This is a genomic window from Qipengyuania sp. HL-TH1 (genome assembly GCF_036365825.1).
Lineage (GTDB): Bacteria > Pseudomonadota > Alphaproteobacteria > Sphingomonadales > Sphingomonadaceae > Qipengyuania > Qipengyuania profunda.
In genome coordinates this window covers 3,152,584-3,167,619 of sequence record NZ_CP142675.1, presented here as the reverse complement: position 1 = coordinate 3,167,619, position 15,036 = coordinate 3,152,584, and the positions used below count along the sequence as shown (strand labels likewise).

General features: G+C 59.0%; 18 protein-coding genes. 16 read left to right on the top strand and 2 right to left on the bottom strand.

Translation table 11 applies throughout. The annotated features are described in order from the left end of the window. The first annotated feature begins 188 nt into the window (after nucleotides 1–188). From VWN43_RS16180 to VWN43_RS16165, 4 genes are all read left to right on the top strand, one after another. Entirely contained in the window at nucleotides 189–812 is a 624-nt protein-coding gene (locus VWN43_RS16180; protein WP_063504975.1) for a type IV toxin-antitoxin system AbiEi family antitoxin domain-containing protein, read from the top strand. Then, complete coding sequence (locus VWN43_RS16175) at nucleotides 805–1,671, top strand: nucleotidyl transferase AbiEii/AbiGii toxin family protein (protein WP_050599511.1); 867 nt, start codon at nucleotides 805–807, stop codon at nucleotides 1,669–1,671. Before VWN43_RS16180 ends, VWN43_RS16175 begins: the two co-directional genes overlap by 8 nt. Before the next feature lie 276 nt (nucleotides 1,672–1,947). Then, nucleotides 1,948–2,670, top strand: coding sequence for a cytochrome c oxidase assembly protein (locus tag VWN43_RS16170; RefSeq protein WP_063512440.1), 723 nt, complete (start codon nucleotides 1,948–1,950; stop codon nucleotides 2,668–2,670). Further along, nucleotides 2,667–3,317, top strand: a complete 651-nt coding sequence (locus VWN43_RS16165) for a cytochrome b (RefSeq protein WP_050599076.1) — start codon at nucleotides 2,667–2,669, stop codon at nucleotides 3,315–3,317. The genes VWN43_RS16170 and VWN43_RS16165 overlap by 4 nt, the downstream gene beginning before the upstream one ends. On the opposite strand, the gene VWN43_RS16160 is transcribed toward VWN43_RS16165, so the two are convergent. Next, nucleotides 3,241–3,942: a c-type cytochrome gene (locus tag VWN43_RS16160; protein WP_320181088.1), complete on the bottom strand. Its 702-nt coding sequence runs from the start codon at nucleotides 3,940–3,942 to the stop codon at nucleotides 3,241–3,243. The genes VWN43_RS16165 and VWN43_RS16160 overlap by 77 nt on opposite strands. A 251-nt stretch (nucleotides 3,943–4,193) precedes the next feature. Between VWN43_RS16160 and VWN43_RS16155 the strand changes: the two genes are divergently transcribed. From VWN43_RS16155 to VWN43_RS16105, 11 genes are read left to right on the top strand one after another with little or no spacing between them, the layout of a single operon-like run. After that, nucleotides 4,194–4,388, top strand: coding sequence for a hypothetical protein (locus VWN43_RS16155; RefSeq protein ID WP_197459409.1), 195 nt, complete (start codon nucleotides 4,194–4,196; stop codon nucleotides 4,386–4,388). Continuing rightward, nucleotides 4,381–5,427 carry a cytochrome c oxidase subunit II gene (locus tag VWN43_RS16150; protein ID WP_224801993.1) on the top strand — a complete coding sequence of 349 codons (1,047 nt, stop codon included), beginning with the start codon at nucleotides 4,381–4,383 and terminating at the stop codon, nucleotides 5,425–5,427. Before VWN43_RS16155 ends, VWN43_RS16150 begins: the two co-directional genes overlap by 8 nt. Then, on the top strand, nucleotides 5,424–7,961 hold the full coding sequence (locus tag VWN43_RS16145) for a cbb3-type cytochrome c oxidase subunit I (RefSeq protein ID WP_063535109.1): 2,538 nt from the start codon (nucleotides 5,424–5,426) through the stop codon (nucleotides 7,959–7,961). The genes VWN43_RS16150 and VWN43_RS16145 overlap by 4 nt, the downstream gene beginning before the upstream one ends. Next, entirely contained in the window at nucleotides 7,954–8,256 is a 303-nt protein-coding gene (locus VWN43_RS16140; protein ID WP_063505649.1) for a hypothetical protein, read from the top strand. Before VWN43_RS16145 ends, VWN43_RS16140 begins: the two co-directional genes overlap by 8 nt. A gap of 35 nt (nucleotides 8,257–8,291) precedes the next feature. Continuing rightward, nucleotides 8,292–8,726 carry a DUF2231 domain-containing protein gene (locus VWN43_RS16135; protein WP_063505650.1) on the top strand — a complete coding sequence of 145 codons (435 nt, stop codon included), beginning with the start codon at nucleotides 8,292–8,294 and terminating at the stop codon, nucleotides 8,724–8,726. Then, nucleotides 8,723–10,099, top strand: coding sequence for a PQQ-dependent sugar dehydrogenase (locus tag VWN43_RS16130; protein ID WP_050599081.1), 1,377 nt, complete (start codon nucleotides 8,723–8,725; stop codon nucleotides 10,097–10,099). The genes VWN43_RS16135 and VWN43_RS16130 overlap by 4 nt, the downstream gene beginning before the upstream one ends. 37 nt (nucleotides 10,100–10,136) lie before the next feature. Next, nucleotides 10,137–11,291: a L,D-transpeptidase family protein gene (locus tag VWN43_RS16125; protein ID WP_233996537.1), complete on the top strand. Its 1,155-nt coding sequence runs from the start codon at nucleotides 10,137–10,139 to the stop codon at nucleotides 11,289–11,291. Then, nucleotides 11,288–11,701, top strand: a complete 414-nt coding sequence (locus VWN43_RS16120) for a protein-L-isoaspartate O-methyltransferase family protein (protein ID WP_063505652.1) — start codon at nucleotides 11,288–11,290, stop codon at nucleotides 11,699–11,701. Before VWN43_RS16125 ends, VWN43_RS16120 begins: the two co-directional genes overlap by 4 nt. A 12-nt stretch (nucleotides 11,702–11,713) precedes the next feature. Beyond that, a complete protein-coding gene (locus VWN43_RS16115; protein ID WP_063505653.1) occupies nucleotides 11,714–12,457 on the top strand; it encodes a ZIP family metal transporter in 744 nt (247 codons plus the stop codon). 1 nt (nucleotide 12,458) lies between these two features. After that, on the top strand, nucleotides 12,459–13,499 hold the full coding sequence (locus VWN43_RS16110; protein WP_063505654.1) for a sodium:calcium antiporter: 1,041 nt from the start codon (nucleotides 12,459–12,461) through the stop codon (nucleotides 13,497–13,499). Between the two features lie 36 nt (nucleotides 13,500–13,535). Beyond that, nucleotides 13,536–13,808, top strand: coding sequence for an SDR family oxidoreductase (locus VWN43_RS16105; RefSeq protein WP_082835581.1), 273 nt, complete (start codon nucleotides 13,536–13,538; stop codon nucleotides 13,806–13,808). Between the two features lie 134 nt (nucleotides 13,809–13,942). On the opposite strand, the gene VWN43_RS16100 is transcribed toward VWN43_RS16105, so the two are convergent. Beyond that, nucleotides 13,943–14,308 (bottom strand): PRC-barrel domain-containing protein, encoded by a 366-nt coding sequence (locus VWN43_RS16100; protein WP_082850799.1) that lies wholly within the window; start codon nucleotides 14,306–14,308, stop codon nucleotides 13,943–13,945. A gap of 300 nt (nucleotides 14,309–14,608) precedes the next feature. Here VWN43_RS16100 and VWN43_RS16095 point away from each other — a divergent pair, with 300 nt between their 5' ends. Next, nucleotides 14,609–14,917, top strand: coding sequence for a hypothetical protein (locus VWN43_RS16095; protein WP_156488983.1), 309 nt, complete (start codon nucleotides 14,609–14,611; stop codon nucleotides 14,915–14,917). Nucleotides 14,918–15,036 lie beyond the last annotated feature (119 nt).

Below are 15,036 nucleotides of genomic sequence, written 5' to 3'. Positions count from 1 at the left end.
GGTGCGAATCCAGCAGGCACGGTTCTCGTGTCGATGCCGCCCTCGTTTGCTGGGTTGTGAATTTCTCGTGTTTGCCCCCAATGGCGCCTGCTCATGGTATCTTAGGCGTTCCCGATTTTCGGAGACCCTTCACCGTGACTTGTCACAAAACCTCTGATAGGGGCATGTCGAGTGCAAGGATTTGTGACATGAAGGCGGCGACCCAACCCACACAACGTGAGATCATGCGCGGGCTCTTTGCGCAGCAACCGATCCTGCGCGCGCGCGAGCTGCGCGAAGCGGGTGTCGATGGAAAAACCATAGCCCGGGCGGTCGACGATGGAGAGATCAACCGCATCTCGCGCGGGCTCTACCAGACCGCCGACGCAGACATCGATGCCGACCAATCGCTCGCTGAAATTGCAAAACGCATCCCCAATGGCGTGATCGCCATGTTCTCAGCGCTCGCCTTTCATGAACTGACCGATCAGATGCCGCGCAAAGTGTGGGTTGCTATCGGCAGCAGCGACTGGTCTCCCGCCCCCTCCTATCCCCCTACACGCACTGTTCGATTTAGCGATTCCTATCACCAGCAAGGGATCGAGCATCACAAGGTCTCCGGCGTATCCGTTCCGATATATTCTGTGCCGAAGACGCTTGCCGATATGTTTCGAAACCCAAAGCTCGTCGATCGATCAGTCGCAATTGAGGGACTGAGGGCCGCGCTTGAACAGCGCAAGGCCACACCGGCTGAAATCTCTCAGGCCGCGATTGAAGGCGGAGCCTGGAGCACGATGAAGCCTTATCTCGAGGCGCTGACCTCGAATGGGTGAGAAGCCCATCAATCTGGCAAAATCGGTCAAAGACCGGCTGCTCAACATCGCACGTGCGAACGGCCGGGTGTTTGAAGTTGTCCTCGTTCGCTTTGCGCTCGAACGCCTGCTTTATCGCCTGTCGCAGTCCGCCCATCGTGATCGATTCGTCCTCAAAGGCGGAATGCTGGTTACCGTCTGGCTGGAAAGCGAAAGCCGCGAAACCCGCGATGCCGACTTCCTGGGTCATGGCGATGAAGGCCCCAAGCAACTCGTTGCGGACTTTCGGGAGATCATGAGCATCGCGGTTGAGGATGGCATAGAATTCGATCTCGACGCTCTGAAAGCCAATCCCATCAGAGAAGAGATGGAATATGGTGGGACGAGGCTCAAGACCTTCGCCTATCTCGAGCGAACGAGGATCCCGGTCACCATCGACATCGGATTTGGTGACGCCCTTGCCCACCCATCCCATGAACTCACCTACCCGACATTGCTCGATCTTCCACCGCCCGACATTCGCGCCTATCCGCCTGCCACAGTGATAGCCGAGAAATTTCAGGCGATGGTTCAGCTGGGCATCGCGAACGGACGTATGAAGGATTATTACGACCTCTGGGCGATGCCCCAGGCCCTCGACGTCTCGGACGACGAGCTCGACGCTGCCATAGCGGCGACATTCGCACGCAGAGGAACTGAGATTCCAATCGATCGCCCGCCCGGCCTGTCGGAAGAGATGGCGCAGGATGGTACCAAGCAAGGCCAATGGGCCGCATACGCCGAGTCAATCGACCTGGAAAAAGTCAGCCTTGAGGAAGTGATCGAAACCATCTGGTCGATGGTCGGATCCGCTTGCAAGCGGATCGCGCAATCGAAGTAGCTTGTATGGTTTGTCCGCTGTTGGGCCGGTAGCGGACTGTCGGCTTCAGACGCGATTGTAGCCAAAGCCGACCTTCACCTGGCTCACGGGTATGATCAGAGCGAATGCGGTTCACCGATTATGGCCTACCTACATGCTCTCGGGACCCTAAATTCTGTCCGAGCGTCTTTCATCCTAGATTGCGATCGCTTTCTGCTCATTGCGTCGGTTTGCAGGACACCAATGACTGTTGTGAGCATGCAATTGCTGATCTAACCACACGCTCACGGGAGACGGATGCTGCACGATTGGTTGCCCTATTGCGGAAAAGCTCCAGATCCTGGGGGCTGGTTAACCAATTGGAATTTCGCACCCGAATTGGTCGCCTGCCTTCTGGTCGTGGTAGGGGGCGCATATTGGCAACGCGAAAGTCTGAGAGCCACGCCGACATACGCAATCCTGATCGTCTTCTGCCTTCTCTACATCAGCCCCTTCTGCGCGCTCGGATCCGCATTGTTCACAGTTCGCATCATCCACGATGTCATACTCGCAGCGGTCTTCGCCCCACTGCTCATTGCGGCCTTTCGGCTCGAGGACAAGAGCTTGCCCGGGACGTTGACCGTATGGACTGCGGTACATGCCATCACCTTCCTGGCCTGGCATGCACCTCCATTGTACGAACTCGCGATGCGTAGCGACGCGGTTTTCTGGCTCATGCAAATCAGCATTGTCGCCACGGCAGCAGCATGGTGGGTCAAGGTCATTCGATCGCCGTCTCCAGCTGCCGCGACAGGGCTGTTGGCGACGATGGTCGCAATGGGGGCACTTGGCGCGCTACTTACCTTTGCGCACCGTGCGTATTATGCCCCACATTGGCTAACGACCCGCTTGTGGGGTCTCTCGCCAATAGAGGATCAGCAGATTGCGGGTATCATTATGTGGGCCCCCGCGAGCCTGGTCTATCTAATCGCTGCATTGACGATACTCTATCGATCGCTTGGTAACAGAGCGGCTGCATGAGGCTTCATGACCTGATCCGAAGATGGGCGGTCAGTTATACCGAGCATGGAAAGTATTCTCCGGTCGGTGTCTGGTTTCACTGGATAATGGCAGGGTTGGTTCTCTTTCAGCTCGGCTCAGGCTGGATGATGTTGCGCTATCCCGTCGGGGCAAGCAAGCTTGCCACCTACGAATTGCATAGCGAGCTGGGGCTGACCATCCTGTTCCTCGCCATCTTAAGGTTTGGCTGGCGCCTTTTTGTCCCCGATCCGGTCAACGACGCCGATGCGCCAGGCTGGCAGAGCACGGCAGCACATATCACACAGTACCTTTTCTATGGCCTGTTCGCGCTACTTCCGCTGAGCGGATGGGCGATGTGGTCGGCGATACAGCCGGTGCAGCCTCTGCGGCTTGCCGGATTGGTCGCTATACCCCCGATGCCCTTTCATACACTCTCCCCAGCGTGGCAGTATCAGGTACTCGACTGGGCGGAGAGCCTTCATGTGCTAGGCGTTATCGGCCTCGCATTGCTGGTGCCGCTGCATGTCATTGCGGCATTGAAACACCATTTCTGGGATCGCGATGATACAGTCAGGGGCATTCTTCCGGAAATCCGAGACGACGAGACGGCTCCGGACCATACGCAATATACGCCGCGAGTGGGCTAATTTCGCTCTCTTGCAGCTTGCTGGCCGCATCGTGCATGACGTTTAGTGCATCGCCGTATCGCTCACCGTTGCGCCAGCGGCGCAATTGTTCGGCGTGGTACTCAGCGCTTTGACCGATCAGGGGTGGGTTGCCGCCACCCGAGCCCAGACCGGTTTCCCCATGGCAAGATGCGCAGGACGATAGAGCGCGTTCGGGTAAGCCTGCATGGTAGATCTCGTATGCTTTCGCAATTTCGCACGAGGGTTCAGTCAAAGTCGTGCTTCCCTCCATGCCCTCGGGAAAGTCCATGGCCGCGTAATAGGCTGACACAGCCAACCGCTCCTCGGAATTTAGACGGCCTGCAAGCCAAGTCATTTGGGGATGGCTACGTTGGCCGTCCGCGTAAAAGCCCAGCTGCCGCACAAGATATCCCGTATCCATGCCCGCTATTCTCGGCACCAACGCTCCGTCGCCGCCGCCGTCCAGCCCATGACAAGTGTGGCAAGCGGCCTGCGGACCCGCGTCCCCGCCTGATAAGGCAATCAATTCGCCGGTGTCGTCGAATGGATCGTCGATCGGGGCAGGAGTGCATGACGCCAGCGCCATAGCAAAGGCGGCGACGGACAGGTTAGAGCGGAAAAGCATCGTCTGGCGGGAACGAAGCATGCAATTGTCCGGTTCCCATGGGAATGGGGAGTGTGGAGCATCGGAATTGGAAAGCCATCGTGGCCGGCGTAGCCTTAGCCGCTTGTGCAGCGCTTGCCGCATGCAAGGACCCGGTCGAGACGCGGCGAGAGCCGGCTATCGGACCGAAGGATCGCGGCTTAATAGCAATCAAGCGCGCAGGCTGTGGATCTTGCCACGAAATTCCCGGGCTGGACTGGCCATCCGGGCGCTTGGGACCATCGCTTGATGGCTTCGACGATGTCGGCTTGATAGCTGGCCAATTGCCGAACCGGCCGGACGTATTGGCGGCCTTCATCCGCAACGCACCTTCCGTGAAGGAGGGCTCTTCCATGCCGCCAATGCCAATTAGCGAGGCTGAGGCGGCAGATATCGCAGCCTATTTGTATGGTCTCGACCATGATTGACGCACTTTGGGGTTGGCCACCTCCGGTACTCGACCCGGCAGGTCCGTATTCAGGCAAAGTTACAACCCTGGCCTGGTCGCTTTTCGGTTTGGGCGCTTTCGTCACATTGGTCGTGGTGTTTGCTCTTTGGGTCGCCATCAAGGGACCAGACAAGTGGAAAGCGAAGCTAGGAGGCGAACGCGCGATCTTGCTCGGCGGGGTGGCCTTTCCGGGCGTCGTATTGACCGCGCTACTGGTGTGGGGACTCACACTTACGGCCAGCCTGACAGAGCCGATCCACGGGGACGAGATGCGTATTCGCGTTACCGGTGAAATGTGGTGGTTCCGTGTGCAATATCTGGACCCATCGGGCGCGGTTGTGATGGAAGATGCGAATGAGATTCACATTCCCGTCGGACGTCCGGTGGTGCTCGAACTGGAATCCGCCGATGTGATTCACAGCTTTTGGGTGCCGCATCTATCGGGAAAGAAGGACATGATCCCCGGGCGACGCACACTGCTGCGGATCGAAGCCGATCGCCCAGGAGAATTCGGCGGGGTGTGCGCGGAGTATTGCGGGCGGCAACATGCGCTGATGGGCTTCGTTGCCGTAGCGCATGAGGACGACGATTTTCGAGAATGGTATGCCGAGCGGAATGAGCGCCTCGTTTCAGCGGGCCTCGACATAACGCGGCAAGTAGAATCATCGTCCGGATCAGGGACGCAGGGTTCGGAGCGATCAACAGTTACGCGTACGGGTGCGGGCGCTAACACAAATTCCGGTCAGCAGTCCGGAAGAACACTATTCATGCAGTCCGGGTGTGCTGCCTGCCATCGTGTCGCAGGGACTGAGGCAAACGGCCTCGCTGGCCCGGACCTCACCCATGTTGGGTCGCGCCGGACGCTGGGAGCGGGTATTTTGCCGAACAACCGCGGGACGCTGATTGGTTGGATCGGCGACAGCCAATCGCTCAAGCCTGGCAATCGCATGCCGAGCTATGACATGCTCAATGCCGACGAGCTCGAAGCTATCGCCATCTGGCTCGAGCAGCAGAAATGAGATCCGAGACGGGTTTCGATTATTCGCTCTATGAGCGCTTCCCCACCGAGAAGCGTCCCGATAGCGAAGTCGAAGAATTGAACCGCATCTGGCGCGCGCCCAAGGGGTGGGCACGTCTTACCGCGGTCAATAACAACTACGTTGGCTTCTGGTACGTCGTCACTGCTTTCGGCTTCTTCTTAGCAGCAGGAATTCTGGCGCTGGGCATGCGTGTGCAACTCGCCGCTCCGATGCAGGATTTCCTCGGCGTCGATACCTATAACCAGTTCTTCACCATGCACGGAACGGTGATGATGTTCCTGTTTGCCGTGCCAATGGTGGAGGCGATCGGGATCATGCTTTTGCCGCAGATGCTGGCGGCACGCGATCTACCGTTTCCCAGGCTGTCAGCATTCGCCTTCTGGGCCTATTTCGTAGGCGGAACGATGTTTTTTCTCTCGCTGTTCGTGGGGTTGGCGCCCGACGGCGGCTGGTTCATGTATCCCCCGCTGACGAGCATCGCCTTCAGTCCCGGTATCAATACAGACTTCTGGTTGCTCGGCATCGGCTTCATCGAGATCTCGGCCATTGCCGGAGCGATCGAGATCATCGTGGGTGTGCTGCGCACCCGCGCGCCGGGGATGACCCTCGACAAGATGCCGATGTTTGCGTGGGCCATGCTGGTGTTCGCGGTAATGATCGTGGTCGCTTTCCCCAGTGTGATCCTGTGCACGATGCTGCTGGAGATCGAACGAGCTTTCAATTGGCCTTTCTTCGATGCGCTACGCGGCGGCGATCCCATGCTGTGGCAACACCTCTTCTGGTTTTTCGGCCATCCAGAAGTCTACATTATCTTTATCCCAGCCGCGGGTCTGATGAGCATGATGGTGGCCGCAGTCGCCAAGGTGCCGCTCGTTGGGTACCGCCTCAACGTTCTGGCGCTGGTCGCTACCGGCTTCATCAGCTTCGGCGTCTGGGCGCATCACATGTTCACTACCGACATGCCGCGCGTCTCGGCAGGCTATTTCTCCGCCGCCAGCATGGCGGTCAGCCTGCCGGCCGGCATCCAGGTGTTCTGCTGGATTGCGACGCTTGCCAGCGGCAAGATAAGATGGACCACGCCTGCGCTATTCGTAGTCGGCAGCGTAGTGATTTTCACGATGGGTGGGTTGACCGGCGTTATGGTGGGCATGGTGCCCTTCGACTGGCAGGCGCATGACACCTATTTCATCGTCGCCCACCTCCATTACGTGCTGATGGGCGGCATGGTTTTCCCGATGTTCGCCGCGTTCTACCACTGGCACGGCATGACTAGCAGCCGGGCGCTATCTGAGCGTGTCGGGAAGTGGGTCTTCGGGCTGATGTTCGCGGGTCTTCACATCACTTTCTTCCCCATGCACCTGACCGGCTTGATGGGTATGCCGCGCAGGGTCTATACCTATTTGCCCGGGCGCGATCTCGATCTGCTCAATCTGGTGTCCACCATCGGCGCTTTCGTGATGGCCGCTGGGATACTCCTTTTCCTGTTCGATCTCGCGCGCCGCTTTCGTTTCACGGTTCATGACGATGCAGGCAATATCTACGGGGGCGGTACGCTCGAATGGCTTCCCACCGGTTTGTACTCCACTCGCTCGATCCCGCTGGTTACGTCTCGCGAGCCTTTATGGGATCGCCCCCAAATCTCGAAGGAAGTCGAAGAAGGGCGCTATTTCCTCCCGAACTCTGCCACTGGTCAGCGCGAGACGTTGATCACCTCGACCGTGATGGCTGAACCACAGTACGTTCAACTCATGCCCGGCCCGTCGCCATGGCCATTGTCAGCAGCTGTGTTCACCGCTCTCTTTTTCCTCTCGCTGACGGTGCAGGGCTACGCCTTTGCAGTGTTTTGCGGGATTGTAGCAGTGCTAAGTACGCTTCGATGGCTTTGGGAAACCGACCGTCCCATCAAACAGGAAAGCGCCGACATCGGCGGCGGTATCGAAGTTCCGATCGCCATCACCGGGCCGAAAAGCCACGGCTGGTGGGCGTTGAACACTTTGATGGTCGTAATCGGCATGATCGGCTTCATGGCCGTGTTCGCCTACCTCTATCTCTATGGCATCAATCCCGAAGTCTGGAGTGCGCCTCCGCCGCTCGGCGCAACTGCAATCATTGTCGGGATAGAAGCGGCGGCGCTTCTTGCGGCCTGGGGCGGGCGTCGGTTTCTCGCATCGAAAGAAGGGCGGCTTGCCGAAGACCTGCCCTGGATGCTGGAGGCACTTGCTGCGACCCTGCTGGTCGGAGCCTTATACCTCGATGTGACTGGATGGCTCGCGACGGGTCTTGAACCCACCGCGAATGGGATGGGTGCGACTGTTTTTATGCTTTCGGTGCTTCAGGGACAGGTGGTCGTGGTCGCTGTCATCATGGCCACCTATCTCGCTTTTCGCGAAGCGCGGGGAATCATGACCACTCCGACAAACGTCACCATGGATATTGTCGCACGTTTCATAATGTTCTGCGCGCTGCAGGGCATGGTCTTTACTCTCTTGCCGAGGGTGTTCCCCGGTGTCTGAAGCAAAGAACAGCGAGATTGGCGAGCCCATCGACCGTCCTTCGATCTATCGCACGCTTCTGATCGCCTTCGTGATCTGGTCGGCGCATTTCGCTATCAGCTACACCGGAGTGCTGGTTTTCCCCGATGACGGGATCGCGCGGATCATCGCGATAGGAGCTGGTCTCATCGCAATCGCCGCATTGCTGGGACAAGTCCTGAGGCTACGTGCTCCACGCTCGCCGCTCGCTCTCGGCGCCCTCGGTCTGGCTGGGGCGGGTGTAATCTTCGGCACCTTCCCCGCGATTGTTGGTTAGTCAGAGTGGCAAAGCCGGAAGAGGAGATTGCCCGCATGGATCGCACAGTCACTAATTCTCGTTCTTTTGCAAATCCCTTGCACGCGATACTGCTCGCCTTTCCCGTGGCGCTTTATCCTGCCGCTCTACTTACCGATATAACCTATCTGAATACGGCGGAGATCCAGTGGTCCAACTTCTCGTCCTGGCTCATTGCCGGGGCAGACCTGTTCGCTGGCCTGGTCCTCGCCTCGGCACTGCTCGCCCTCTTCTTCGGACGAGCTCGACACGCGAAAGGTCGCGGTACGCTCTATCTGATTGTCATCGCCGCAATGTTCGGTCTCGGTGTGCTGAATGCTTTCCAGCATGCTCGTGATGGCTGGCATTCCGTCGGCACTTTGGGCCTCGTGCTTTCGATACTGTGCTCGATCCTGGCCTTGATCGCAGCGTTTGTCGCCTACAGCACCCAGACGGTGGAGAAACGTGCATGAACCGCCTAGCCTATCTCGTCTTGCCGCTTACTTTCGCGCTTGCCGCGTGCCAGGTCAGCAGCGATCCCGATCTCGATCAGACTGGCGAGCGTCCCGAGCTTCCCGAACAGAACGATGCTCTCGTGCCGGCGATGGAAATTCCGACGCCGGAAGGATGGGGGGACGAACTACCCATCGTACCCGAGGGGTACACTGTTTCCGCCATTGCACAGGATCTGAAGATTCCACGGCAGACGCTCGTGCTGCCCAATGGGGACATTCTGGTCGCCGAGGGTTCTGGCGGCAAGGCGCCAAAGTTGAGGCCCAAGGATGTTATCGCAGGCTGGATAAAGAAGCGCGGCAAAAGCCCGGTCGAAGGCGGAGACCGGATAACGCTGCTGCGCGATGAGGACGGAGATGGGCAGACCGATCTCCAGACTACTTTTATCGAGGGTCTCGATGCACCCTACGGCTTAGCTTTCGTTGATGGCACGCTCTACGTAGCCAATCAGGGAAATCTGGTAAGCTTTGAATATTCCGAGGGAGCGACCAGTATCGCGGGATCTGGCACCGAAGTTACAAAGCTCCCTGCCAAGATCAATCACCATTGGACGAAGGCGATGACCGCCAGCCCCGATGGCTCGAAGTTATATGTAGGCATTGGCTCGAACAGTAATGTCGGCGAACGCGGCATGGATGTGGAAGAGGACCGTGCGGTCATATGGGAAATAGACCGCGAAACGGGCGCCAGCCGGATTTTTGCCTCCGGCATCCGCAACCCCACAGCACTCGCTTTTGACCCGTGGAACGAGCAGCTTTGGGCGGTCGTCAACGAGCGTGACGAACTTGGACCGCAACTCGTGCCTGATTACCTGACTTCCGTGCGCGACGGTGCCTTTTATGGCTGGCCCTACAGTTACTACGGTCAAAACGTCGATCCGAGGATCAAGCCGGCGAGGCCCGACCTGGTCAAAAAGGCCGTAGTGCCTGACTACGCGCTGGGCTCACATGTTGCCGCACTTGGTGTCGATTTCACAACCGACGGTGGCTTGGGTGGCCGGTTCGGCGAAGGTGCTTTCGTCGGGATGCACGGAAGCTGGAACCGCGCCGATCCGTCGGGCTACAAGGTCGTCTTTGTGCCCTTCCGTGGTGGACGCCCGGATGGGCGGCCGATCGACCTGCTCACAGGTTTCTTGAAAGACGGGCATGCGAGGGGGCGTCCGGTGGGCGTGACATACGACGAGGCGCGTGGCGTATTATATGTCGCGGATGATGTGTCGAACACCGTTTGGCGTATCGCCCCACGCGGTGCAGTACGCCGCGCTTCCCCGCAGGACAGGACCCAGGTGCTTGGCGGGGCACGGCCGCCGTCCACAACGTCCACCACGAGGTAATCCGGTTTAGTAGCGCCGCCTGAAATCGGGATGCTGCTTGTGTACGTCGGATGCGCGTCCTTGGTTTAAATGTCAGATCGTACGCTCAACAGCTTTCTCGGAATTGACCAGATCGGAACATCCGCGCGGACAGCCCAGTTACTTAACCATGCTTGGATTTCTTCGCATTGACCGAAATTTGGTGGTGTTGATCGCCACCGCGCTTCTCTGTGTTCCCTCGGTATCGCCGGCCCAGTCAACAACCGATACCGAAGCGGGTATCGAGACGACACAAAGCGAAAGTCTTGATCTGAAAATCCCACCCTCGGTGCCGGAAACGGCATTTTCTGGCGCTCGTTCGCGCGTAGTGCTTGCCGCGCAGGTTATGCTCGATCGAAGCCGCCATTCGCCCGGCGTGATCGATGGTTACATGGGCGGCAACACGATGCGGGCGATCCAGCATTTCCGACGCGCCCGCGGGCTTCCTGCTGAGGGAGGCCTCGATCCGCAGCTGATGCGATCACTGATAAAGTCGCAGAGCGGTGAGATTTTCCAGACCTACACGATCACGCGCGACGACGTGGACGGACCGTTCTTTCGTGTTCCCGACGCTATGTCGGCAATGGCAGCGCTGGAACGTGTTGGCTGGACCTCGCCGCAGGAGCTGATCGCAGACCGGTTCCATATGGATCAGGACCTGCTTCGGGCGCTCAATCCCGAGGCCGATTTCAGCCGCGTGGGGACGCGGATCACTATTGTTGCGCATCGAGAGGAAACACTTCCTTCGCAGGTCGCCCGGATTGAGGTCCGCAAGTCGGACAATTCGGTCGTCGCTTTCGACGAGCGGGGCAATATCCTTGCCAGTTATCCCGCGACGGTGGGCAGCGCGCAATTTCCCAGCCCCTCCGGTTCGATGGAGGTGGTCGCGGTAGCGCCCGATGCAAACTATACCTTCGATCCGAGCGGGCGCGAATGGGGTCCCGACGAAACGCTGATCGTCCCGCCCGGGCCGAACAATCCGGTGGGCGGCATTTGGATCGATCTGAGCAAACCCGGATATGGCATCCACGGATCGCCCGACCCGCAACTGATCGGCAAGACCGCCAGCCATGGCTGCGTAAGGCTTACCAACTGGGATGCGAAGGAACTGGCGGATGCGGTGCGCCAGGGGACGCGCGTGGTGTTCGCCAACCAGGCTGGAGGTGCATCGTGAGCGGCACCGACTATGCTGACCGGCGCCAGTTGATCAACCGCAACCAGATTGCCGCGCGCGGCTTTCGCGACGAGGCGTTTCTGTCCGCCTTTGCCAAAGCCCCGCGCGAGACCTACGTCGATCACCGGATGGATGCGGGGGAAGTCGGGGCAGACGACCGATTGCTCGAGGTCGGGGCGGTAACGGGTTATGCCGCAGCCGTCCTCTCCCGCCCTGCTGGGCAGGTCCATGCGATCAAGTGGCACGAGGCGCTGGCAAGGCAGGCGGCGGCGCGGATTAGGGAGTTGGCCTACGACGATTGCGAGATCATTACGGGAGATGGTCTGAAGGGTCTGCCGAACGAGGCGCCCTTCGACGCGATTTTGGTGGCGGTGCGGTTCGATAGCGTGCCGGACGCGCTCAAGCGGTGATCCGCTGACAGTATGGAGTCTTCTGGCCTTCTTGCGGTACTCGCTCTCGCGCTGCTGCCTTCGCTGGGTAATCTTCTTGGCGTTGCGCTGGCCGAGTGGCGCAAGCCGCCCGAATGGCTGGTCGGCGGCGCGCTCCATGCCGCTGCTGGGATCGCCACCGCGGTTGCCGCAATTGAGCTCATCCCGCGTTCGCAGGAGCGGATCGAGACCTGGCTGTTGGTCGTGGCGCTGATCGTCGGGGCAATCTGCTCCGCAAGTATCGCCAAAGCCACACGAAAGATCCGCGACCGAATTGGTAGCGCCGCAGGCCGTGCGACCACTTGGGGGGCCTATGCCGCAGTGGGCGTTGACTTGCTGACCGATGGACTGATGACCGGCGGCGGGGGAGCGGTGGCGCGCGAACTGGGGCTGCTGCTGGCCCTGTCTCAAGTGGCGGGCAACTTGCCGGGTGGCTTCGCCATCGCTGCGAATTTCCGCTCGGCAAAGATTACGCGCAGGCACCGGCTAAGCGCGCTGGCGATCTATCCGCTGCTTCCGGTGATCGGTGCGTTCGCGGGGTATACCGTGTTGGCCGGAGCGGGGGATGTGCTGACGGGCTTCGTGCTCGCTGTGTTCGCGGGCCTGCTACTGACCGCGACGATCGAGGATATCGTGCCCGAAGCCGACCAGCCCAAGGCTAAGCGCCGTATATCGAGCCCGTCCTTCGCACTGGGCTTCGGAGCACTCCTGTTGACCTCGGCTTATCTTGGACAGTGACATGAGCCTTGCTGGCTTGTCTCTGTTCGCGCTCGTCCCGCTGTTCCTGACCGGAGCCGTGCTCGTCTGGTTCGCCGGAGCACGGCTGGCGGGCTATGCCGACACGATATCGCAGCGGAGTGGCATCGGACAGGCGACTATCGGCGTCATCTTGCTGGGCGCGGTGACTTCGTTGCCCGAAATCACCACCACCAGCGTTGCGGTAATCTCCGACAATCCGCGCATGGCGGTCAATAATCTCGTCGGCGGGGTCGCCTTTCAGGTGGTCGTCATCGCGCTGGCTGATCTGTTCGTGGGCAAAAATGCGCTGACCAGTATGGTGCCGGGGCCGCGCGTTATGCTCAACGCGGCAGTCAGCATCGTGCTTCTGGTGCTCGTGGCGCTGGGCGTGATGGTGGGCGACTGGGAATTATGGGGTATCGGGGTCGGCTTCTTCCCGGTGCTGATCGCCACAATCTATCTTTTGTGCCTCTGGCGGTTAGGGAGGAGCGTCTCTTCGAGAGGCTGGACGCCGGAAGCCTTGCCGGAGGTGGATCGACAAGAAGAAGCTCCTTCCGAGCTTTCCAATATCCGACTTGTCGGCGTCACCGTGACAGCAGCCGTGCTGATTTGTGCAGGCGGCACACTCGTGACATTGGCGGCGGAGGGGATGGCCGAACAAACGGGTACCGATACCGGAGTGATGGGCCTGACCCTACTCGCCTTCGCCACGTCACTGCCCGAACTCAGCACGGCAATTGCCGCGGTTCGCATCCGCCGTGTGGAATTGGCTATTGGCGATATATTGGGCGGAAACATGTTCGATGTGACGCTGATCCTGCTGATCGATATCTTGGCGGCGGGTCCGCTCGTACTCAATCAGGTCGATCGCAGCGCGATGGTGGCCGCGCTCCTCGGCATATTGCTGACCATGCTGGTCCTGATCGGCCTGCTCGAACGGCGGGACAAGGCCATGCTCCGCATGGGCTACGATTCAATCGCCGTGCTTGTCGCCTATTGTGCGGGAATGGCGGCGATCCTGGGCGGCGCCTTTGCCGAATGACTTTCCGACGATTATGGGGTAGAGACCTGCTGTCCAATCCCGTGGCGGAGAAGGCGATGCCAAAGATGTCGATCGACAGCCACGAGGCCGCTACGGGTGAACTGCATCGCGTCCGGGCCGGTTTGGAGACCGCTTATTCCCTCGACGATGCCGGAAGAGGATGTTGCTGAATTCGGCAAGGATTATCCGCTTGGCCGCCCCGCGCAGCCCGCCGAACTTGCGCCGCCATACGTCATGCTGGCGAGCGATGACGCAAGCTACATTTCGGGAGCTACAATCACCGTTACGAGCGGCAAACCAATGATGTGATCATTCGACTCTCTGATATCCGGAATGGGGGCAAGAACTGAGCCTCCGCTAAAGGGCTGTAACCGCGGTCGCGGCCGGAATGACAGTTGCAAAAGGGCCCGACAGTCAAGCCGGGCCCCCCAATGCTCATAGTGCTAAGCTACCTGCGCTGTTTCATAGTATTTGTGAACGCCAGACCGGAAATTATCGTCGTAGGCCTTGTGTCGTTCCTCGGAAGTGAAGCGCGGCCCTTCGCGAAGGGCATCTTCGTCGATGTTAAGGTGGTAGCCACCAAGGTCGGTATCGTAATCGAGCTTCGACCAAGGGACGCAGTGCTTCTCATCACCCATTCCCAGGAAACCGCCGACCGACAAAACTGCCTCTGTTGCCTGTCCACCGCGCTTCTCGATCAATACGTAATCTACGTGGCCGATGTTTTTCCCGCCGCGATCAAAGACGGCTGTACCTTCGACGCGATCACTCGAAATAACAGCGGAATTTTTTTCTGCTTCAGTATGCATTTTGCCACTCCTTTGCTGAAACACACCAGACTACCCGAAAGCACATCGAGAACGGGCCGGTGCTACGGCAAAAAATGCCTTCGATTGAATCTTGATCCGGAACTCGTGGACCCTGTCAGACAGGACGTTCAACAAGTGGGCTAAGAGGGGTACTGTGTGTTTACTTGCGGCTCGCTCTTGATCATGTGCGACCAATGGTTCCCGTCATGCGACCGTTTAACAGCCATTGCCGTTGCCGTAGTGAGTGCAGATGATATTCTAAGCTCGGCCGTTGAGGCGGGGAAACGGTGCGCCAGGGGCGTGGATTTCGTTTCGTCGCCGGAAAGCGGATATTTAAAAGGCAAGGACGGGGACCGGAAATCAATTTCAGAAGTGAGGTTGCTTATGAGTCACTACGTTCTGCATTCTTGGGACCAACGTTCTGCGGCACGCGAAGAGATCGCTTTCGATAGCGTTTCAATTGCTGGGGCGCTGGACAAGGCGAAGAAGGTTGCGCGCGGGACCAAGGCCGACCTTTACGAAAACGGAAGACCTGTCTGCTCTATGGAACTGGTCGGCAAAACGGGGGTCTGGCTGATAGGTAAGCCAAACGAAAGCACGGAAGATTAATCAGGAAGCACTGAGCGCATCGCTGTGATCGGGCTCATATGCGCGTACTTTTCGCCTAGCCGATAAGCGTCGAAAGCGTGCGCCCATAAAATATCTTTTGGTGCCTGTCGGACCATGAT

Excerpts from the sequence above, each read along its gene's own strand:
- VWN43_RS16100 (WP_082850799.1), bottom strand. The coding sequence starts at position 14,308 with ATGCATACTGAAGCAGAAAAAAATTCCGCTGTTATTTCGAGTGATCGC.
- VWN43_RS16135 (WP_063505650.1), top strand. The coding sequence starts at position 8,292 with ATGGATCGCACAGTCACTAATTCTCGTTCTTTTGCAAATCCCTTGCAC.
- VWN43_RS16165 (WP_050599076.1), top strand. The coding sequence starts at position 2,667 with ATGAGGCTTCATGACCTGATCCGAAGATGGGCGGTCAGTTATACCGAG.
- VWN43_RS16160 (WP_320181088.1), bottom strand. The coding sequence starts at position 3,942 with ATGCTTTTCCGCTCTAACCTGTCCGTCGCCGCCTTTGCTATGGCGCTG.
- VWN43_RS16110 (WP_063505654.1), top strand. The coding sequence starts at position 12,459 with ATGAGCCTTGCTGGCTTGTCTCTGTTCGCGCTCGTCCCGCTGTTCCTG.
- VWN43_RS16180 (WP_063504975.1), top strand. The coding sequence starts at position 189 with ATGAAGGCGGCGACCCAACCCACACAACGTGAGATCATGCGCGGGCTC.
- VWN43_RS16150 (WP_224801993.1), top strand. The coding sequence starts at position 4,381 with ATGATTGACGCACTTTGGGGTTGGCCACCTCCGGTACTCGACCCGGCA.
- VWN43_RS16170 (WP_063512440.1), top strand. The coding sequence starts at position 1,948 with ATGCTGCACGATTGGTTGCCCTATTGCGGAAAAGCTCCAGATCCTGGG.
- VWN43_RS16130 (WP_050599081.1), top strand. The coding sequence starts at position 8,723 with ATGAACCGCCTAGCCTATCTCGTCTTGCCGCTTACTTTCGCGCTTGCC.
- VWN43_RS16175 (WP_050599511.1), top strand. The coding sequence starts at position 805 with ATGGGTGAGAAGCCCATCAATCTGGCAAAATCGGTCAAAGACCGGCTG.
- VWN43_RS16115 (WP_063505653.1), top strand. The coding sequence starts at position 11,714 with ATGGAGTCTTCTGGCCTTCTTGCGGTACTCGCTCTCGCGCTGCTGCCT.
- VWN43_RS16145 (WP_063535109.1), top strand. The coding sequence starts at position 5,424 with ATGAGATCCGAGACGGGTTTCGATTATTCGCTCTATGAGCGCTTCCCC.